Below are 19,997 nucleotides of genomic sequence, written 5' to 3'. Positions count from 1 at the left end.
CTCTCCTGGTTTCAGTTGTAAATCTGGATGAGGCTGAGGAAAAATAAGATCTGCGGCGACTGGGATGAGGAAAAGCTCCAGCTGCATCTTGCTGAATTAAATAACACTTTTAATGACAGGATTTTCGGGAGAAGAATTAGTGGAGCTCCTTTTAGATTTCTCGGGAGATTCAGAGGTTCTTCATGTTGAGGAAGACGATTCTGAATGATGAAATGGCAGCTGATCAATTTGATGAATTTTTAAGAGACGTCTTTCAGAATTACTCAAGAAATGGAAGATAAAGCCGCGATTTATGTGTTTCATCCTTCTGCCTATCAGATAGCATTTGAAAATGAGATGAGGAGTGCCGGTTTAGACATTCGCACTCAATGTATTAGGGTGAAAAATTCGCCTATGTTTGGATAGAATATGTCAAAAGGGTTTCTTATTGTAAAAGAAGTATATACGGCAAAGGGCCAAATTGTTTAATATAAAAGAAAAATGAAGTTGGATTCCAAAGGAAATAACAACAGATCAAATTAAAAGCCTTAATATTGACGGTTAGTAAAACATGTCCACCTTCACATCATGACTGCAAAAAATTCACCATTGTTCCCTCTGGATCGGCAAATGCCGAAAATCTATTTGAGTTGTTGGAGGAATGATTCAGTATGTTAACAAGAGAAGATATCTTTAAGCACGTCAAAGAAAAATTCGGGACATCGCCAGATTACCCATTTCAAAAATTTCCAAACTATGCCGCTTTAAGACATGAAACTACCGAAAAATGGTATGGTCTTGTAATGAATGTTCTTCCGGAAAAGTTAGGCTTAGATGGAAATGACGAAATAGATATTCTGAATTTAAAATGCCCTCCAGAAATAAGTGGCAGTTTAAGAAATGGAAAGAGTATTTTACCTGGTTATCATATGGATAAGGAAAATTGGATATCAATTGTTTTAGAACGAATAGATTCAGAAGAAGTTTATAACTTAATTGAGCAAAGCTTTAATTTAACCAAGTAAATCGTGAAATTATCTTTTGCAAAAGCAACCAGAAAATGTTTTATGCAACCGAAACTTAAATTCGTTGGATAAGAATCCGTTTTGATCAACTTTATTTTAAAGCACCAACAACACGGCCATTAACAAAAGAGGCAAACCCTTGGCATACAAGGGCTTGCCTCTTTACATTTGAAACGTCCCAGGAGAGATTCGAACTCCCGACACACAGCTTAGGAGGCTGTTGCTCTATCCACCTGAGCTACTGGGACACAGAACAATATTATAGTACAAAAACCTGAAAAAATAAAGAGGTTGCAGCGGTTTTTTTCACAAATTTCTTCGGGAAAACATACATCCGGCAGACTTCGCAGCCTGCTGAATGTATGTTTCGGCCTTAGCCTTTCAAGTCAATATGATGTCCTGAAACGGGATGTGGCGCCTGCACCATGTCTACGAGCTGCTGTGCGCTTTGTTCGGCGGTATCCAAAGCCGTCTTTGTCAGCGACATTTGCACGTTTTGATAAAGAGCCGCCTGACTCATGGCCATTGATAAAACAGCAATATCCAACATAACCACCTCCTTAACATGTGTATCGGTTAGAGAGGTGAGGACTTTACTCATATTTACTAATCTGAATATTCAATTTAATATAGTTGTAAACCGATCCATCGCCATCTTAGGCATCATAAAAAAGAATCCGCCTCTCAATACGGAAAATGATCGGTTCCTTATTTGTCCCGAATTAGGGAGAGTGGCTGTTTTCAGTTCGTTTGTATCTTCTGCGATTTCTCCATTTCCTGGGCATTTGTCTAATGGTTTTTGTTGATTTCATTCTCAAAGAGGCTGATGATTCTATCATTCTGCATTACAATCGTTCGCAACATGGCAACGATGTTTCCTGCAAATCCAATCAAAATGATCATCAGTATGATGATGAACCACATGGTATAACGACACCCCTTAATGTGCAAAATTTTCCTTTCGATTCAACATTACCACCTGGTCTTTCACAAAACAACTTTCCTTTTGAAACGGAGGCTGATTTTATGGATTGGCTTGAATTTGTTTCTGCGATGGTTCAATCATTGGCATGGCCAGCTGCCTTGATGATTTGCGTTTTGCTGCTAAAGGAGCCTTTGTCCGATCGAATGAAGGAATTGATCAAACTGAAATATAAGGATTTTGAATTGGAGTTTGACAAAAGGCTTCAGGAGCTCGTCTCCGTACGGGAAAAAAGATTGTCGGGACTGATTTCTGTACGGTCAGCGCAGCGAGGGGATAACTTGATCGAAAGCGCTTGGTCAGATGTTCACAATGTTCTGCGGGAAACAGCCTCAACATTTGATCAAGATGCGATCCGCCTCGAAGGCGATGAATTGATTCAAATGCTGCATGACCGCGGAATTTTACAGGACGACGCGGCATCTGTGCTGTCAGAGCTATCCGCTCTGCGCCGCGATGCATCAGACGGAGCGAGTATTGCCGGAGCTTTGGCATACAAAACGCTTTGCCGGGAGGAAGCGGAGCGGTTGCGATTATCAGCTGAACAACAGACCGGAATTTAATGATGGCGAGTCCCACTTCATTTGATTTTCTGACGCTTTACATCTAAAAATGAATTTTCTTTATCGATTAGACGATTTTACGGGGAGAGGCTGATTGCCGGTTTAAATATGATATCATGGGGGACAGGAAGAAGTTTAATGATAAGAGAGGGTTTCATTTATATGCTAGAGAAAGCCGAAGCACTATTGCAGCACTATTTTGGCTATCCTTCACTGCGCCCGGGGCAGAAGAAAGCCATTCAATCTGTCGTTTCTGAAAGGCGAGATACAGCATGCATTATGCCGACGGGCGGAGGCAAATCAATCTGCTACCAAATTCCCGCGCTCCTTATGGAAGGGACAACCATTGTGATCTCTCCTTTAATTTCCTTGATGAAGGACCAGGTGGATGCTTTAAATCAGCTTGGAATTCAAGCTGCGTACGTGAACAGTTCTTTAGGCCATAACGAAATCGCTGAGCGGCTCTCCGTATTTAAGGAAGGCGGCTACAAGCTCTTTTATGTAACACCTGAGCGGCTGACGTCTCCCGAATTCATTCGCGCGATTTCCCACATTCATATTCCGCTGGTAGCCATTGATGAAGCTCATTGCATTTCACAGTGGGGACATGATTTCAGGCCGAGCTACAGACATATTGAAGGCTTTTTAAATAGCCTCGGCACCCGCCCGGTTGTATTGGCGTTGACGGCTACCGCAACGCCCGAGGTTCATGAGGATATTTGTACACAGCTCGGGATCGAAAAAGAGAACACGGTTTTTACCGGTTTTTCACGGGATAATTTGACGTTTAAAATTTTAAAAGGCGAAAACAGGGACCGTTTTATCGAATCATATGTGGAGAAAAACCGCTCAGAGGCGGGAATTATCTATACAGCGACAAGAAAGGAAGCCGAAAGAATATCAAGCCGCCTCTCTCAAAAAGGAATTGCGGCCGGGTGCTATCACGGCGGGATGGATGATGAAGAAAGAGACCGGCAGCAGGATCTCTTTTTAAATGATGAGATCAGTGTAATGACAGCGACCTCGGCGTTTGGAATGGGCATCGATAAATCCAATATCCGCTATGTGATTCATGCCCAAATTCCAAAAAATATGGAGAGCTACTACCAGGAGGCGGGACGAGCCGGACGCGACGGCCTTGACAGCGAGTGCATCCTGCTGTTTTCCCCTCAGGACATTCGGCTTCAGCGGTTTTTAATCGAACAGTCGACAGAAGATGAAGACATTCGGGCGCAAGACGTGAAAAAACTGAGGCAAATGGTTGATTTTTGCCATACGGAAGGCTGTCTCGAACGGTTTATTCTTTCTTATTTTGGCGAAGTTCCAACCGAAGACTGCGGCAGGTGCGGCAGCTGTCTCGACACCCGAAGCATCACCGATGTGACGAAGGAGGCACAGATGGTGCTGTCCTGCATCATCCGCATGGGAGAAAGGTTCGGAAAAACCATGGTGGCGCAAGTTCTGGCAGGTTCGAAAAATAAGAAAGTGACCGAAAACGGCTTCCAGCAATTATCGACTTACGGAATTTTAAAGAAACGGTCTATTGCCGACATAAGCGATTTTATAGAGTTTTTAATCGCAGATGAGTACATCAAAATGTCCGACGGGGCATATCCTGTTCTCTTTGTCGCCAACAAGGGGCGAAACGTTTTGCTCGGCCGGGAAGCGGTGATGCGCAAAGAAAAAATGCAAACAAATCAAATCGTTAAAGATGACGAATTGTTTGAACGGTTAAGGGCGCTGCGCAGAAAGCTTGCTCAGGAACAAGGCGTGCCTCCTTTTGTTGTATTCTCTGACGAAACGCTGCGGGAAATGAGCGGGAAAGTCCCTCTGACAGACGAAGAGCTTTTGTCAGTCAAAGGAGTGGGAGAACAAAAAAGAGTAAAATACGGAGCTGTATTTCTACAGGAGCTTCAAGCCTATAAAACTGAGAAAGAAGCATAAAAACCCAAAATTTATATATGTAAAATTTTTTTTAGTAAATCTCCTATTTCAGTTGAAAAACGATTGGAACCCTTGATACATCTGAATTTCGGCCGATTTTAGGGCGGCTGAAATTCCTCCTCGTAAAACAACTGTAATCAAAAACAAATTGTTTTGTTATTGATTTGACATTTTCATATGTTACGATTGCTCCTGTTAGCCGGACAATAAAAAGCTAACAAGGGAGGATTTACTTATGAAGAAGACGTTTATGTCCTTTGTTGCAGTTGCAGCATTATCTTCAACTGCATTCGGAGCGAGTGCCTCTGCAAAAGAAGTAACAGTCCAAAAAGGTGACACCCTTTGGGGAATCTCGCAAAAACAAGGGGTAAATCTGCAGGACTTAAAAGAATGGAATCAGCTTTCCTCTGACTTGATTATTCCGGGACAAAAGCTGAACGTTTCTGAAAAACAGACAGAAGAAAAGAAACAATATACCATTAAAAAGGGAGACACTCTCTGGAAAATCGCCCAAAAATTCGGCGTTTCAGTGAATGACCTTAAAAATTGGAACAACATAAAATCAGATATCATTTACCCGAATACATCCATAACTGTTGACGGACAGGCGACGGTCCAGGCTGCTGCGGCGCAACCTGCGGAAACAAAGCCTGCCGTACAAAAAGAAGCGAAAGTCGAGAAGGCTGCGCCTGCCCCTGCACCTAAGCAGGAAAAAGAACCGGCTTCCCGTTCAAACGTATCTCAAAGCACTGCCAAAGAACTGACGGTTACAGCAACGGCATACACTGCCAATGACGGCGGTATGACAGGCGTGACAGCCACGGGTATCGATCTGAAGGCCAATAAAAACGCCAAGGTTATTGCGGTGGATCCAAACGTAATCCCGCTTGGATCCAAGGTGTATGTGGAAGGCTACGGAGAAGCGACCGCTGCCGATACCGGCGGTGCGATCAAGGGGAACAAAATCGACGTATTTGTTCCAAGCAAATCCGCAGCAAAAAACTGGGGCGTTAAAACGGTTAAAGTTAAAGTTTTAAAATAATAGGTTTACCATTGATGGACACTGACCATGAAGATGATCAGTGTCTTTTTTCTGTTTTCTGCATCTTTTTTTCTATTTTGATGTTTTTTTAGATTGGCAAATGGGTAGTTCAATAGATAAATACATATCAGCTGATCTAAAAAGGAGTTGCAGAAGTATTGGTGTGGATTATCATGACATTTTTATTGATTAATGCAGGAATTTTTATTTTTTCTTATTTGAGGACAAAAGATATTGATTTAAAAACGTCAGACGGCTATTTTCTCGGCGGGCGCAGTCTCACTGCCCTCTATATCGGAAGTTCGCTGCTTTTAACCAATTTGTCAACGGAACAAATGGTTGGATTAAACGGGCAAAGCTATTCGGGAACCATGAGTGCGATGGCGTGGGAGGTTACAGCACCGCTTGCGCTCATTATGCTGGCATTTGTCTTTTTACCGAGGTATCTCAGTTCCGGAGTCACGACGATACCCGACTTTCTTGAAAAGCGCTATGATCAAAGAACGCGGCAAATCGTCTCGATCCTGCTGCTTCTGGGATATGCGACCTCGTTTCTGCCAACCGTTTTGTACTCCGGGGCGCTCGTTCTCGATCAAGTATTCAACATTTCATCCGCGCTTGGGATCAATACGTTAGTGACTGTTTTTTTAATCTCGCTTGTGATCGGCGCCGCAAGCTGCTGCTACATATTTTTCGGGGGACTCAAAGCCGCGGCCTCGGCTGATGCCATTTATGGCGTCGGTTTAATTCTTGGCGGTCTGTTCATCTTTGTGCTCGGAATTATGGCAATAGGAGACGGCAGCCTCTTGAGCGGCTATACAGAGCTGACGAGTGTACATAAGGAAAAGCTGAATGCCATTACAGCGGACAACTCTGCAGAAGTGCCGTGGCCGACGATTTTTACAGGACTGCTTGTGAACAACTTATTTTATTGGGCTGTTAATCAGTCGATCGTTCAGCGGGCGCTCGGAGCCAAAAACTTGGCTGAAGGGCAGAAAGGCGCATTGCTGGCCGGTGTATTTAAAACGATCGGTGTGTTTTATCTCGTTCTACCCGGCGTTATTGCTTATCACCTTTACGGAGGCCATATTCAAAACGCTGACACCGTTTATCCGAGGCTGATCGTTGATTTGCTGCCGACTGCACTGATTGGCGTCTTTGCCGCGATCTTATTCGGAGCGATTCTCAGCTCGTTTAACGGTTCGCTGAACAGTACGATCACGTTGTTTACATTGGATTTATACAAACCGCTCTTCAAGCCAGAGGCAAAAGAGGAAGAGCTCGTGAAAACCGGAAGGATCTTTGTGGTGATCCTGGCCGCGGTATCGATTATCATCGCACCTTTTATTTTGTTTGCGCCGTCTGGCCTTTACAATTATCTGCAGGAAATGTTCGGTTTTTTCAATGTTCCTGTATTGGCTGCCGTCGTCGTTGGATTTTTTTCGAAAAAAGTGCCGGCGCTTGCAGTGAAATGGGCGATATTTGCACACATTGTATTGTATACCATCTCAAAAATCTATTTCGGCCATATTCATTTTCTATATATATTGGCTGTTCTGTTTCCGTTTTCCGTCCTCTTGATGCTTTTCATCGGAAGATTGAAGCCAAGGCCGTCGGAATTCAAGCTTGAGAAAAATGCCAAGGTAGATTTGCAGCCATGGAAGCATGCCAAACTTGCTTCTGTTCTTGTGATTTGCCTGATGGCCTGCATTTACCTGTTATTTTCGCCTTGGGGGCTTGCCAAATAAAAAAGGCAGGGGATGTGCGTTCATCCTCTGCCTTAATGTTTTGTCCTTTGCGTTATTTGCCTTTATTTCACCTTAAAGATCCTGCCACTGAATTTCGCCGGATTTTGAATCAGGATCGATCGTTACTTCAAAATGATGCTTTTCGTAAAAATGGATCAGCCGGTCCACATGGTCCCAATCCCTTTTAGCAATGTCCCCGGTGATGACGGGGATGTTATGCTCGCGGGCTTTTTCCTTTAAATACTTCATACAGATTGAACCATATCCAAAGCCTGCCGGTCCTTTAATATCCCCGATATGGATCGCGCGTTTTTCTTCTGTGTAGGAAGCGACGAGAGAAAAATCACACCTCCCGCGGTACGGCGACTGGCAATCGCTTAACATGATCTTGCATGTCCGGCCATCATCAATCGAATGGACAATCATCCATTCATCGTCTTTCGATTGATCAATACCGAGCACTCGCGAATCTTTGGAGATATCCTTCATATTTTCACGCATCCGAAACAGTTGAAATTGCAGGTCGTTCAATTCCTTCTGCAAGCCGGAGCTGTCTTTTTGCAGTTCTTCATCCGTTATCATAGAACTTGCTCCTTTCCATTTAAACATACAGTTTTCGATTATAGTAAAAAGAACGGCAATTTGCAAATGGGTTGCTAGAATTAAATTTTAATGTAATTTTAAACAAATATTTCACATTCTACGATTTTTTTGTGATAGAATTCATATGACTTCTGGTATATTTACCTAGGATACGAGACAATGGATCCTCCTAATCCCAGAAAAATCATGACAAAAGGAGCGTACGATTTTGAAGAAAAGAATTTTTTCTCTATTGATGCTGATGTCAGCTTTTGTTCTTGTATTAGCTGCATGTCAGCAGGCTGATCCAAAAGGATCTTACGCAGCGGCTTATAAAAAGCTGATTTCTGCGAAATCATACGAATTTTCAAGTGATATCGGCTTGAAAGTTGACGCATCCAACCTTGGTGCGGAAGATAAGCAATTCGCTGACATGCTGAATGATGCAACATTGACGATCAGCGGTAAAACAAATGCTGAAACGAAACAGTCTGAGGCCGTTATTAAAGCGAAGCTGAAAGTCCAAAACATGTCTCTTGATTTCGATATTCCGGTTTATATGGATGAAAAGAAACAAGTCGGCTACATCAAAATTGACAGCGTTCTTGACAGCTTCGGCATCTTCCTTGGAACAGCCGGCATGAATTTTGACAGCGTCAAAGGCAAATACCTTGAATTCCCGCTTGAAGATGACAAATCTTCATCTAAAGACACGGATGAACTTCAAAAACAATTGATGGAATCCATCAAAGAAGCAGCGGACAATCTGCCTGCAGATAAGTTTGAAAAAGCTGATCTGACGGATAAAGAAAAAGAGCAGGGTGCTTCTCAAAAAGTCGCTTTCAGCTTTAGTGACAAAGAAATTAAAGCTGCGGTCGTCAAGTTCATCGAAATCGCCGGAAAAGCGAGCGGAGAAGCTGTTCCGAAGAGCGAGCTGAACAAGATTAAAGACGGACTGAAAGACGTCACATTTAAAAAATTCGATGTGACATCGACAATCGATGACAAAGAAAACCTTCTGACAGAAAATGCGGATATCTCTTTCTCGGTTGACAGCAAAAAAGCGCCTCAATCTTTCGGCATCACAGCATCAACGACTTACAAAAATATCGATGGTGACGTAAAGTTTGAGCATAAACCGAATAAAGAAGATATCGTAACTGAAGAAGAATTCGAAAAATTAATGGCTCAAGATGCTATGAATTTCTAAGGCACCCGCCTGTGTTCCCTTCCTCGTTCAAGAGGAGGGGAATTTTTGTATATTCTGTGACTAAATTCTGACGAAAAGCCGAAAACGTTGACATTCCTCCTGAATTTGAATACGATTTTGATAGCTTGCACAAATAGGAGAGATTGCCCGATATGACCCATACAAAAAAAAATAAAAACTACACAGGAATTGTTGTTGCTCTGACGATTATCATAAACGGCGTCATTGCCCTCTTGTTTTTTATGCCGAAAAGCGACAAATTCGCTCATTTGGATTTGACTTTTCTGCCGCTTTTGAACGCAGTCTGCAACAGCTTCACATTCATTTTCTTAGTGGCTGCACTGATCATGATTAAACAGAAAAACATTAAAGCGCACAAACGGTTTATTTTTGCCGCTTTTACGACAACGTTCATCTTTCTCGTCTCATATTTGACCTACCATTCATTGATGCCTGACACTCATTTTGGCGGGGAAGGGATTATAAGACCGATCTACTATTTTATTTTGATCACACACATTGTCTTGTCCGCTTTAATCGTTCCCTTGGCATTGTTCACGCTGTTCAGAGGCCTGAGCATGCAGGTGGAACGCCACCGCAAAATCGCCCGCTGGACGATGCCGCTTTGGCTGTATGTCAGCCTGACAGGCGTTCTCGTCTATATGATGATTTCCCCATATTATTAAAAGAAAAAAATCCGTTCCCTTATACAAGGGGAGCGGATTTTTTCTTTTAGCAGCTTCTTCAAAAATAATCTTTCTTAATTGGATATCCGTCCTACACAAGATATAGCAATCACCAATATAAATAATTAGAGCATTGGATAGAAATGAAAAGGGAGATGCTTATGAAAATTCTTCTTGCCACTTATTGGAGTATTCCGCACGTAGGTGGTGTGTGGACATATATGGTCCAGCTGAAAGAATCGCTTGAATCTATGGGACATGAAGTCGATCTGCTTGGATATGGAGAAGAGAACGAGATTGTTCATATTGTAAACGAAGATCGCAAGGTGAAAAAAGAACAGCTTTTGCCTATGATTGAGCAATCAGTCGATCAACAGTCTTTTCCGCAATTATATGACAATCAATTGGTCCACTTTACTGAGATCCAGCGCTATGTATACGAACTTGCAGCTATTTATTTAGGGCTGGAAAAATACGACCTGATCCATGCCCAAGATGTCATCTCAAGCGGCTGCCTGAAAAGAGTGAAGCAAAAAGACACGCCGCTTGTTGCCACGCTTCACGGGAGTGTAGCCCATGAAATCAGACATCAGCTTACAACGATCCACAGGAAGTCTAATTCTGACATCGCAAGGGCGTACTTTGACCATCTTGAACGGGTCGGCGCTGTTTCGGCTGACGCTACAATTGTTGCCAACAATTGGTTGAAGAATCTGTTGACAAAGGAATTCGATACACCGGAGGAACAAATCAGCGTTCTCCATTATGGCTATGATATTGACAGCTTTCTAAAACGAAAGGATACAAAGTCAGCGGAAATACCGCAAACAGATAAGAAAATTATCCTTTTCACAGGAAGGCTCGTTGAAAACAAAGGTGTTCAGCATCTGCTTGCCGCACTTTCGCATTTAAAAGAGGTTCGGGATGATTGGGTATGCTGGATTGCCGGCGACGGGGAGAGAATGGCGGGACTGAGAATTTTATGCGGGCAGCTCGGTTTGGAAAACGATGTCGTGTTTATGAAAAAGCGCGATGATGTCCCATATCTTCTGTCAATCGCTGATGTGTATGTTTTGCCGAGTCTTCTCGAAAATCAGCCGCTGTCTGTTATTGAAGCGCAATTAGCCGGACTTCCTATTATCGTCAGCGATGCAGGGGGACTTCCCGAAATCGTTGAACATAATGTGACCGGTATGGTGACGCCTAAAGGAGATGCACAGGCAATTTGCAACTCTATCAATCAGTTGTTGGAAGATGAGACGCTTAGAAAAACTTTAGGGTCCAATGCACACAAATTTGCAATGGAGTATTGGAATATGGATGAAGCTGTCAACAAGGTTTTGGACATTTATCAACAAACTTTAAAATAAAGGAGACATGTCGTATGAAGTCTGAAATTAAAAAGCATTTGTTTGAACTTCTGACAAAAGAGGAAATCGATGTCGGTTGGTGGGATAAATATTTGGAATTGCTTTTCGAGTTCCGAAAAGAAAGAGTTGAAGCACTGGCAGAAAAGGCAGCTCAGACGAATTCAGCAGCAGGCTCAGAAGCTGTATCAAATGAACAGCCGGCTGAATCCGGAGAGGCCTTAAAGAACGAAAGCTCAACCAATGTAAACAGCAAAAATGAAGTCTTAGACGAATTAACAGCCAGCTTTGAAGAAATGAACAATAAAATTATAGAAAGCAATAATAAAGTGCTTGAAGCGATCAAAGAGTCACTTCCTGAAAATTACACACTTCCAAATGATACTACATTAAAATTCTTTCAAACACAAAATGAAACCAAAACAGAATAGTTATTTCTCAATCAACCTTCGGTGCTCCGAAGGTTTTTATTAAGTCTTTCAATCTATCAATATTGGATTGAATTTTAGGAGCCGATCTTAGGTTGTTGTCTTTTACCTTTTTATTACACCGACATACTATGTTATAAAGACCAGATGCTCTACTTATAGCGAGAATGTTCCGTCAGTAAGCACAAGGAGTGAGTATATGAATTTAAAAGAGATACAAGGCGAATATGATGCGGTTTTCAGCCTAGGGCATTTGTGCCTGACAGCTCTTCAGCTGAGAAAAATGAATAAAAGACCTTATGCAGGACCTTTTGATTGGGTCGGCACCTCGTCGCTGCCTGATCTGTGCCGCTTGATACGAAACCGGTTTGAAGGGTTTATGAATCCTATAAATTTGAGAGTGACGGGCTATTCTACAGGAGTTGCCACTAAAGACCCTTTTATCTCGGTTACGGATGATTATTACTGCATTGACTCGGCACACGATTTTAAAGCGGATCGAAATACACTCGACAACCTGGCTACTTATCATGAAGTAATAGAGAAGTTTAATAGGAGATTTAACAGATTTTTAGAAAAGACCTCGACTGCAAAGCGCGTGCTGTTTGTCAGAACGAGCGGCACGATGCAGGAAGCCAAAGAGCTTGAAGAGGTGCTCTCTGATTTGGTTACAAACGATTTCAGCGTTCTTTTGATCAATCATACAAATGTATCCGGTATTGTTGAAAATCACTGGCCGCTGAAGAACGTATGCGCTGTTGAACTTCCTGATCAAGAAATTTGGCAATCAAACGACCCGTATTGGAGAGAAATGTTCCAAGGCATAACAATTCGTTAGTTTTTCGCCGATGAGAATGATTGACTAAGGCACAAAGGGAGAGAAAAAGCGGATGTTTGAAAATAAAACGATATTCATTACTGGGGGAACAGGCTCATGGGGTCAGGAACTCATACTTCAGCTGCTAGCCTCAAGCCCTAAAAAGATCATTGTATTTTCCAGAAATGAAGAAAGACAAGTTCAAATGAGAAGGCAGATTGAAGATCCGAGGCTGACGTTTTTCATCGGGGATATTAGAGATCGGAAAGCGCTCAATACAGGATTAAAAGGTGTCGACTATGTCTTCCATTTAGCAGCGCTGAAGCATGTCCCGGTTTGTGAAGAACAGCCGCTTGAAGCATTAAAAACAAATGTCACAGGGACCGAAAACGTCATTGAAGCAGCGATCGAAAACGGCGTTAAAAAAGTCATCAACGTCTCGACTGACAAAGCGGCCGACCCTGCCAACTTCTACGGAATGACGAAAGCGATCGGCGAGAAGCTGATCGTATACGCGAACCATCTGTATTCAGACACGGGTTTTATTTGTGTAAGGGGAGGAAATGTGCTTGGAAGCAGCGGAAGCGTTCTTCAGCTTTTTAAAGACCAGATCAGGGAAAAGAACCAAGTCGCCATCACAGACAAAAGAATGACCCGTTTCTTCCTTACGAAGGAAAAAACGATTCAGCTTTTATTAAAAGCGGCTGAAAGCGGCCAAGGCGGGGAAATTTTCATTATGAATTCGCCGGCCTGCAAAATTTTAGACATGGCTGAGGTGCTGATCGAAGCTTATGGAAACGAAATAACGTCCATCGCAGAAACGGGGGCAAGGCCGGGGGAAAAGCTTCATGAACTGCTGATTTCACCTCATGAACGGCAGCATGCTGTCTCATTTACAGATGACCTCGCGGTGGTGCTTCCTGCAATCAAAATGCCCGAGCTTCATAAAAAGTATGCGGATTGCCAGCCTTTAGAAACAGATAACTTGAGCTCAAAAGACTTTTTAATCTCAAAAGAGGAAGTAAAAGAAATGCTGAAAAAAGGCGGTTTTTTGGATTAGACGGATGGATCGAAGCGTTCACGGGGAATATGCGAACTGATGACAAGCATGGCATGCGTCTGCAGGCGATGCTTTCGTTCGCTCCTCCAAAACAGGACAAGCCGGGCGAAAAATCACCCAGCCAGCCGCTTTGTCAATGTTCAAGTGTTAATCCTTCGATATGTTCTTCGACTTTTTTTGTGCGTTCCATTACTTTTTCCGTGTAAGAGTAATCCCCGTAGCAATAAGGATAGCGGAAATTGTTTGTATCCCCGCCGCAATTGTACAGGTCGGGGTTCTTTTTGACTTGTTCTTCGGAAAATGCCTTTGCCAGCTTCTCAGAGTGCTTTCCGCCGTGTTTTGAGACATAGTCGATATAACCGGCCCCCATATTATAGCTTTGGATAATCGTTTCAATATCGACGCCTTTTTTCTGTCCCTTTTGATACATTACTGTAAAATGGCGCACACCCTGCTTAATGCTTGCTTTTGGATCGTCAATCTCATTTCGCTTCATGCCGAGAGATTCCGACGACTGCATCGGATCACCGCCTCTGCCTTTTGACTCTTGATACATCATGCCCAATAAAAGACCGGTGTATTGTGAAAGACCCTGTTTATCGAGTTCTTCTTCAACAAGAGGCTTGTAATCTTTTAATCTCTCAAGAATATTAGATTCAGTGTCAAGAGGAAGCCATTTTAATTGTTCCAGACCGGAGATGGCAAAGAAAATGATCAATGGAACAAACACAAAAAATGACAAACAGCCAGCTCCGGCTAAACATCCTGATTTCTTTTTCTTCAATGGTTTCACCTCTGTAGCGCCCTGATGCAAAACAGTATACAGTCTCATTTATTATGACATATCTCTACAAGAAGACCAAGCGATATACCATTCTAGCGCGGATCGCGATCAAAGCCGAATGTGACGTCCGGAAGAGAACGGATCCTGAACAAAAAGTATATAAAACCGGCAATCAGCCAGCCGGCTCCAATTATTAGCGCATTTTTGCTGATGCTAAGCAGCAGCCAGCCGCAGAAAGAGGCCCCTAAAAAGGGCATAACCAAATAACGAAGCGTTTTTAAAAAGCCTTTTTCCTGCCTCCGAATGTAGTAATGGCCGATGACAGACAAATGGACAAAAATAAATCCGATCAGCGCGCCGAAACTGATGAATGAATAGATGACCTCTAATTCCCCGATCATGGCCGTCAAAGAAATCAGCCCGATGAACAAAATATTAAATACCGGCGTCTTTAAAGTCGGATGCACGTAGCCGAAAAAGCGTTTCGGAAGAGAGCTGTCACGCCCCATTGCATACAAAAGCCGCGAAGCGCTCGCATGCGAAGAGAGCGAGGATGAAATGACTGCGACCATCGTTCCCGCCAGAAAGAAGGACTTTAAAAAAGCGCCTCCCGTATATAGGGCTATTTCCAGCGATGCCGAATCGGCATGCCGGAAGTTATCATAGGACGGATAGATTTGCTGCATCAAATAAGAAATCGCCGTGAACAGCGTTCCGCCGATCGCTACTGTTAGAAAGATGGCTAACGGAATGTTTTTCTTCGGGTTGACCGTTTCTTCAGACATTGTAGAGATCGCATCAAAACCGAGAAACGAAAAACACAAAATCGTCGCCCCTGACACAATCAGGGAAGGTTCGATATCAGAATGGAAAAACGGATCGGCAGAAATCAGCTCGCCCGTCCCGAGGCCGCCTGCCAGCCCGGCGATCATAAATCCGGCAAAAGTCAGGGCGACGATCACTTGAAAAGCGACGAACAGCCCTGTAATATTTGCCGTTAGTCTGATGCCTAAAACATTGACGACAGTGATGGATAGAGCGAGCAGAACGACCCAAAAACCATGCGGCACTTCTGGAAAAGCCGCCGTTAAATAAGCGCTGCCGATCGCAAAGTTGACCATCGGCAAAAACAAATAGTCCAGCATGATCGTCCAGCCGGCTAAAAATCCCGCATGCGGATGAATGCTTTCATATGCATAAGTATAAACCGATCCCGCTTTAGGGTAAGCTTTGACCATGCTGCCGTAGCTCAAAGCGGTCAAAAGGAGGGCGGCAACAGTGAATACGTATGCCGCCGGAACGTGTCCCTTTGTCAGCTGTGCGACAACTCCGTAGGAATCAAATACGACGAGCGGGTCCATATAAGCAAGGCCGATCACAACGAGCGGGCCGAGTGTAAGGCTTCGTTTAAGCGCAGTTTCGTTTTTCAATGACTTCTAAATCCCCTTATGTAAAAAATACAGAAATTAAGACATATTTTATCTGTTTTTTTGTGCTTGAGCAAGCGTATGAAAACCTCTTTTTTCGCATAAAAATAACAAATGTTGCAAACCCTTTGAAAAAAGGCAAGGAGTATGAAGATATGGATATATTGAGAGGCTATGTTGAAGCCGTCAAAAGAAATATGGAAACGATGAATGCATCTGATTATGATGGAAAAGAAGAGGATTTAAGAAGACAGCAGGAAGAGCTCGAACGCTATGAACAACAGTTAAAAGAGAAAAGCGCTTCGGCCGAAAGCTTTGATCAGGTAGTCAATGCCGCTGTAGATTGCGCGGCCGGCGACATTTCCTATTCACAGCTTGAACAAATGTTTCAACCATAGGCAACTGGCGTCCAGGATCATCGGACGCTTTTTTTCGCTTTCAGAAAATTGCCGGACTCTTCGAATGACAGGTCATTCTGAATCTTTAGAGCATACCGACACATAAAAATATTTGTATACATGAAGAGGATGGTAAAATATAGTTTAAAAGGGGAGGGGCAACTTTGAAAAACCATATTTGCACGACGTGCGGCGTTCAATATAACGCTGCTTCGAAAGAGCCGGCAGAATGCATTATTTGCAATGAAGAAAGACAGTATGTCAGTTTATCAGGGCAAACCTGGACAACACTGGAAGAAATGAAGCAAAGCGGGAGGTTTCAAAACGAGATCACCTTTGTAGAGGAGCGCCTATACAGTTTGACGACAACACCCGAATTCGGCATCGGTCAATCGGCGTACCTGATTCAGGAGCCCGGCTTTAACTTGCTGTGGGATTGTATTACATACCTGGATCAGCGTACGACTGAGAACATCGAGCAGATGGGCGGAATCCAGGCGATTGCTTTATCACATCCGCATTATTATTCTGCACAGGCGGAATGGGCTGAAATGTTTGATGCTCCGATCTATATTCATGAAGATGACAAACAATGGGTGCAGCGGCCGAGCAGCCGGATTGTTTTTTGGTCCGGCGAAACTCTCAAGCTATCAAGCGGGTTGACCTTGCACAGGCTTGGCGGCCATTTTAAAGGGGGAGCGGTCTGCCATTGGGCAAACGGGAACGCAGGCAAGGGAATCCTCCTTTCAGGAGACATTATCCAAGTTGTTCAAGATCGCAGGTGGGTGAGTTTTATGTACAGCTATCCGAATTTGATTCCTCTTCCCGCCGGCAAAGTGCAGCAAATGGCTGATCAAATAAAGGATGTTCCATTCAACAGGCTGTACAACGCTTTTCGCCGCTCAGTTGAAAAAAACGCCGGAGAATGTGTGCAGAGGTCTGCTGCAAGATATGTAGAAGCGCTTCAAGGAACGCTGTTTTCGACTTGATCCGTTAAAACTTTTCAACCGGTATGTTTTGGTATATGATATGGAGGTAAAAGTCGCGCGGAAAAGGTGAAAAGCATGAGTGAGCACAATCAAGAAACAACAGAAAAACAGGTGCGGGCCGAGTTAGATGAAGAAACTTTATTTCTCGTTTCACAGACGTTTAAAGCGCTCTCTGACCCAACGAGAATCAAAATTCTTCACCTGCTCTCACAAGGCGAGCATTCGGTTAATGAAATAGCAGAGAAGCTGAGTCTCCTGCAGTCAACCGTTTCTCACCAGCTCAGGTTTTTAAAAAACCTTCGTCTCGTCAAATCAAGAAGGGCAGGGACTTCCATTTTTTATTCTCCGGAAGACCAGCATGTCCTCGATGTACTTCAGCAGATGATCGATCATACACAACATGACTAAAGTTTAAAAGGCAAACTCAATTTCCCGAGTTTGCCTTTTTAAGCTGAGCGCTTTTCTTCGGTTCTGCCTTTTTTTAAAACAAAAAAAGAGAAACCGACATAATAAACGGCCAGTACAAAAAAACCGATCATCGTCGCCGGGTCCTGCGCAAAAAGGGCGCCGTAAGCTGCCGAACCCCCGTCTGAAACCGCAGTCTGCAGCTGGCCGATCTCGGCGATCCGGTACAGAAACCGGTATAAAAATAAAAAGAGTACGATCAATTCAACCCATAAATGCGTTCTGAAATAAAGGACTCCGCCCCGATTTTCGATCGACACATGCTTCAGCGCATAGACGGTCAAGATGAGTCCGAGCGCGATCCCAATCAGATCATAAAAGTATGATAAAGGGTGAAGTGCGCTCATCGTCAGCAGAAAAACGAAAATTCCCGAAAAAAGGATGATCCGGAACAACATGCGTGCCGGCTTTAAAGGCTGATAACCGACCGACCGTTTGAACTTGATATAGACGATGGACACAATGATGAAAAACTGCAAAAAATAAAATATGATGTTTTTAAAACCTCCTTTTTTAAGGAGTATATGTCCAAACTGTACAAATCGTAACCTGAAAAGTGGTTTTCTAGATAAATGGGTGATGAGATCCTCTTTTTTGTCATGATATCCCAGAATGGTGTGTGCTATGGAATGAAAATAGCAGAAAAAAAGAGGCTGCACAAGATGAATGTGAGGGATCTGCAGTGAAAATTGACCGGCTTTTGGCCATTGTGATTTTATTGATTAATAAACGCCAAGTGCAGGCAAAGGAGCTTGCCGGCATGTTCGAAGTCTCTGTCAGAACGATTTATCGGGATATTGAGGCGATCAACCAGGCGGGCATTCCGATTGTCACCTCACAGGGAGCAGGAGGCGGGATCAGCATCATGGAGCGGTTTCGGCTCGAAAATAAGCTGCTGTCAGCAGACGAACTGGCGGCCATTACGACGGCTTTGGAAAGCGTTTCCTCGACGTACGAAGTGCTCCATCACGGGTCTGCACTTGAAAAAATCCGGTTTCTCGTTTCGGAAGAAGAAATGCCGGAATTCCGCAAGAAAACGGAAAAATGGTTTGTTGACATCTCTTCCTGGGGAGAAAGTCCTGTCATCAAAGAAAAGATCCGCTTGCTGGATGAAGCGTCAGACAGCACGCGGGCGGTCTCCTTTAATTATGTGGACAGAGAGGGGCAGACCGGAAAAAGGAAAGCGGAGCCGCATACCCTCGTCCTAAAGGGAAGGCACTGGTATTTGTATGCTTTCTGCCTGAAGAGACAGGCGTTTCGCTTCTTTAAACTGTTGCGGATGAAAGACGTGCGGATGCTTGAAGAAAAGTTTGAAAGAAAGGAAGTCGATCTGTCTTCACTTCCTTGGGAGACATCGTGGTACAAACCGGACAATATGACCGAGGTGACCCTTCTCATTAAGCCGTCGGGAGAGTCTTTGGCAAGAGAATGGTTCGGCTCAGAAGCTCTCACTTATGAAAACGGACAATGCGTGGCAACCATTTCTTATCCGGAAGATCAATGGCTGTACGGATTTCTGCTCCAATTTGGAACCCATATCGAAGTTCTCGATCCTCCTCGCATCCGTCAAAAAATAAAAGACTTGGCAAAACAAATTGTACATTTATACGAAACCTGACACGATGCTGTCAGGTTTCTTTTTGTATGATGAAGAAAAAGGAGGAATGAAACATGGAACATTATTTTTGCCAAAGCTGCGGCATGCCGATGACAAGCGAACTTTTCGGCACAGAAAAAGACGGGGGGAACAGTCGTGACTACTGCATTTACTGCTATGAAAACGGAGCTTATACTCATCCAGATGCGACATTGAAAGATATGATCGAAATCTGTGTGCCTTATATAAAAGAAGAGGGAAAAACCGAGGCCGAAGCGAGAGCGCTTTTGTCGCGGACACTCCCTTATTTAAAACGATGGGCGGCGGCGCAAACGGAAGGCGGGCAGGGAAGATGAGCTTTTCTCATTTCGAAAAACAGAAGGCAAAGTTATTCAGCGGGGTATCCACCGTAACAAGCAACCAAAATGAAGCAACCGAAAAAGGTAAAATTCCTTCCATGTGGAGTTTATACCGTGAAAGATTTCCGCATAAGGAACGCCAGGACATGAAGAGAGATACGATTGCGCTTTATTCAGATTATGAGTCGGAAGAATATGGGGCGTATACATTTTCAATCGGTACGTTCGCTGATCAGCATGAAAAAGCGGCCAATGTGATTTCGCTCCCTGCATCCGAATATGCCGTTTTTGTTTCAAGGCGGGGGAGGATCGAAGAGGTCGTGTTTGAGACTTGGCAGGAGATTTGGACATGGGCTGAGAAAAATCTCCGTACATATACCGGAGATTATGAAGTTTATGGTGAACAAGCAGTGAATCCCGAAAATGCTCAAGTTGCCATTTATATTGCTGTCGATCGAAAAAAATAAAGCTTGTAAAACTAATGCTGTTAGTTTTAAAATGGAAACTAACGGTATTAGTTTTTTATTTTGATGGAAGAGGTGGAA

22 protein-coding genes and 1 tRNA gene are annotated in these 19,997 nt (G+C 43.5%); 17 read left to right on the top strand and 6 right to left on the bottom strand.

The genetic code is table 11. The annotated features are described in order from the left end of the window. Nucleotides 1-650 precede the first annotated feature (650 nt). Nucleotides 651-1,004 carry an MmcQ/YjbR family DNA-binding protein gene (locus tag H7F26_RS17390; RefSeq protein WP_003182597.1) on the top strand — a complete coding sequence of 118 codons (354 nt, stop codon included), beginning with the start codon at nucleotides 651-653 and terminating at the stop codon, nucleotides 1,002-1,004. A 174-nt stretch (nucleotides 1,005-1,178) separates the two neighbouring features. On the opposite strand, the gene H7F26_RS17385 is transcribed toward H7F26_RS17390, so the two are convergent. Continuing rightward, nucleotides 1,179-1,252: transfer RNA gene (locus tag H7F26_RS17385), tRNA-Arg, on the bottom strand. Nucleotides 1,253-1,377: 125 nt separating this feature from the next. After that, nucleotides 1,378-1,554 carry a YjfB family protein gene (locus tag H7F26_RS17380; protein ID WP_003182594.1) on the bottom strand — a complete coding sequence of 59 codons (177 nt, stop codon included), beginning with the start codon at nucleotides 1,552-1,554 and terminating at the stop codon, nucleotides 1,378-1,380. Between the two features lie 476 nt (nucleotides 1,555-2,030). On the opposite strand from H7F26_RS17380, the gene H7F26_RS17375 reads away from it, so the two are divergent. The 4 genes from H7F26_RS17375 to H7F26_RS17360 all read left to right on the top strand — a co-directional run bounded on the left by H7F26_RS17375 (nucleotide 2,031) and on the right by H7F26_RS17360 (nucleotide 7,283). Then, nucleotides 2,031-2,549, top strand: coding sequence for a hypothetical protein (locus tag H7F26_RS17375; RefSeq protein WP_003182590.1), 519 nt, complete (start codon nucleotides 2,031-2,033; stop codon nucleotides 2,547-2,549). A gap of 162 nt (nucleotides 2,550-2,711) precedes the next feature. Further along, on the top strand, nucleotides 2,712-4,493 hold the full coding sequence (gene recQ / locus H7F26_RS17370; RefSeq protein WP_025807866.1) for a DNA helicase RecQ: 1,782 nt from the start codon (nucleotides 2,712-2,714) through the stop codon (nucleotides 4,491-4,493). Between the two features lie 235 nt (nucleotides 4,494-4,728). Next, complete coding sequence (locus H7F26_RS17365) at nucleotides 4,729-5,535, top strand: 3D domain-containing protein (protein WP_009328091.1); 807 nt, start codon at nucleotides 4,729-4,731, stop codon at nucleotides 5,533-5,535. A gap of 158 nt (nucleotides 5,536-5,693) precedes the next feature. Continuing rightward, nucleotides 5,694-7,283 carry a solute:sodium symporter family transporter gene (locus H7F26_RS17360; protein ID WP_009328092.1) on the top strand — a complete coding sequence of 530 codons (1,590 nt, stop codon included), beginning with the start codon at nucleotides 5,694-5,696 and terminating at the stop codon, nucleotides 7,281-7,283. Nucleotides 7,284-7,355: 72 nt separating this feature from the next. On the opposite strand, the gene H7F26_RS17355 is transcribed toward H7F26_RS17360, so the two are convergent. After that, the gene (locus H7F26_RS17355) at nucleotides 7,356-7,865 is read right to left on the bottom strand and encodes a GNAT family protein (protein ID WP_003182581.1); all 510 of its coding nucleotides are present in this window, start codon (nucleotides 7,863-7,865) and stop codon (nucleotides 7,356-7,358) included. 229 nt (nucleotides 7,866-8,094) lie between these two features. Here H7F26_RS17355 and H7F26_RS17350 point away from each other — a divergent pair, with 229 nt between their 5' ends. The 6 genes from H7F26_RS17350 to H7F26_RS17325 all read left to right on the top strand — a co-directional run bounded on the left by H7F26_RS17350 (nucleotide 8,095) and on the right by H7F26_RS17325 (nucleotide 13,433). Then, nucleotides 8,095-9,075, top strand: a complete 981-nt coding sequence (locus tag H7F26_RS17350) for a hypothetical protein (RefSeq protein ID WP_003182579.1) — start codon at nucleotides 8,095-8,097, stop codon at nucleotides 9,073-9,075. A gap of 152 nt (nucleotides 9,076-9,227) precedes the next feature. Beyond that, nucleotides 9,228-9,761: a DUF420 domain-containing protein gene (locus H7F26_RS17345; RefSeq protein ID WP_003182577.1), complete on the top strand. Its 534-nt coding sequence runs from the start codon at nucleotides 9,228-9,230 to the stop codon at nucleotides 9,759-9,761. Between the two features lie 161 nt (nucleotides 9,762-9,922). Next, on the top strand, nucleotides 9,923-11,131 hold the full coding sequence (locus tag H7F26_RS17340) for a glycosyltransferase family 4 protein (protein WP_003182574.1): 1,209 nt from the start codon (nucleotides 9,923-9,925) through the stop codon (nucleotides 11,129-11,131). Between the two features lie 14 nt (nucleotides 11,132-11,145). After that, entirely contained in the window at nucleotides 11,146-11,559 is a 414-nt protein-coding gene (locus tag H7F26_RS17335) for a hypothetical protein (RefSeq protein WP_003182572.1), read from the top strand. Between the two features lie 196 nt (nucleotides 11,560-11,755). Beyond that, nucleotides 11,756-12,394, top strand: a complete 639-nt coding sequence (locus H7F26_RS17330; protein WP_003182570.1) for a papain-like cysteine peptidase — start codon at nucleotides 11,756-11,758, stop codon at nucleotides 12,392-12,394. 52 nt (nucleotides 12,395-12,446) lie between these two features. After that, nucleotides 12,447-13,433, top strand: coding sequence for a polysaccharide biosynthesis protein (locus H7F26_RS17325; protein ID WP_003182568.1), 987 nt, complete (start codon nucleotides 12,447-12,449; stop codon nucleotides 13,431-13,433). Nucleotides 13,434-13,566: 133 nt separating this feature from the next. Here H7F26_RS17325 and H7F26_RS17320 read toward each other — a convergent pair whose 3' ends face one another. Together H7F26_RS17320 and H7F26_RS17315 are read right to left on the bottom strand one after the other, a co-directional pair. Beyond that, nucleotides 13,567-14,217, bottom strand: coding sequence for a lysozyme family protein (locus H7F26_RS17320; protein WP_009328096.1), 651 nt, complete (start codon nucleotides 14,215-14,217; stop codon nucleotides 13,567-13,569). 92 nt (nucleotides 14,218-14,309) lie between these two features. Continuing rightward, nucleotides 14,310-15,647 carry an APC family permease gene (locus tag H7F26_RS17315; protein ID WP_003182564.1) on the bottom strand — a complete coding sequence of 446 codons (1,338 nt, stop codon included), beginning with the start codon at nucleotides 15,645-15,647 and terminating at the stop codon, nucleotides 14,310-14,312. 152 nt (nucleotides 15,648-15,799) lie between these two features. On the opposite strand from H7F26_RS17315, the gene H7F26_RS22075 reads away from it, so the two are divergent. The 3 genes from H7F26_RS22075 (at nucleotide 15,800) to czrA (ending at nucleotide 17,439) form a co-directional block, all read left to right on the top strand. Then, complete coding sequence (locus H7F26_RS22075) at nucleotides 15,800-16,042, top strand: YnfE family protein (RefSeq protein WP_011198035.1); 243 nt, start codon at nucleotides 15,800-15,802, stop codon at nucleotides 16,040-16,042. A gap of 164 nt (nucleotides 16,043-16,206) precedes the next feature. Continuing rightward, the gene (locus tag H7F26_RS17305; RefSeq protein ID WP_003182559.1) at nucleotides 16,207-17,031 is read left to right on the top strand and encodes an MBL fold metallo-hydrolase; all 825 of its coding nucleotides are present in this window, start codon (nucleotides 16,207-16,209) and stop codon (nucleotides 17,029-17,031) included. A 75-nt stretch (nucleotides 17,032-17,106) separates the two neighbouring features. Further along, on the top strand, nucleotides 17,107-17,439 hold the full coding sequence (gene czrA / locus H7F26_RS17300) for a Zn(II)-responsive metalloregulatory transcriptional repressor CzrA (protein ID WP_003182557.1): 333 nt from the start codon (nucleotides 17,107-17,109) through the stop codon (nucleotides 17,437-17,439). A gap of 38 nt (nucleotides 17,440-17,477) precedes the next feature. On the opposite strand, the gene H7F26_RS17295 is transcribed toward czrA, so the two are convergent. Beyond that, nucleotides 17,478-17,957, bottom strand: a complete 480-nt coding sequence (locus H7F26_RS17295; RefSeq protein WP_223307049.1) for a CcdC protein domain-containing protein — start codon at nucleotides 17,955-17,957, stop codon at nucleotides 17,478-17,480. Nucleotides 17,958-18,178: 221 nt separating this feature from the next. Here H7F26_RS17295 and H7F26_RS17290 point away from each other — a divergent pair, with 221 nt between their 5' ends. Genes H7F26_RS17290 through H7F26_RS17280 form a run of 3 tightly spaced genes read left to right on the top strand, consistent with a single transcriptional unit; the run spans nucleotide 18,179 to nucleotide 19,919 of the window. Further along, nucleotides 18,179-19,114 (top strand): helix-turn-helix transcriptional regulator, encoded by a 936-nt coding sequence (locus tag H7F26_RS17290; protein WP_003182553.1) that lies wholly within the window; start codon nucleotides 18,179-18,181, stop codon nucleotides 19,112-19,114. Nucleotides 19,115-19,167: 53 nt separating this feature from the next. Beyond that, a complete protein-coding gene (locus tag H7F26_RS17285; RefSeq protein ID WP_003182551.1) occupies nucleotides 19,168-19,449 on the top strand; it encodes a zinc ribbon domain-containing protein in 282 nt (93 codons plus the stop codon). After that, nucleotides 19,446-19,919 (top strand): GyrI-like domain-containing protein, encoded by a 474-nt coding sequence (locus tag H7F26_RS17280; protein ID WP_003182549.1) that lies wholly within the window; start codon nucleotides 19,446-19,448, stop codon nucleotides 19,917-19,919. Before H7F26_RS17285 ends, H7F26_RS17280 begins: the two co-directional genes overlap by 4 nt. The last annotated feature ends 78 nt before the right edge of the window (nucleotides 19,920-19,997 follow it).

The sequence above is a fragment of the Bacillus sp. PAMC28748 genome, assembly GCF_014250415.1.
GTDB classification, from domain to species: Bacteria; Bacillota; Bacilli; order Bacillales; family Bacillaceae; genus Bacillus; species Bacillus licheniformis.
This window is presented reverse-complemented; position numbering and strand designations above follow the sequence as displayed.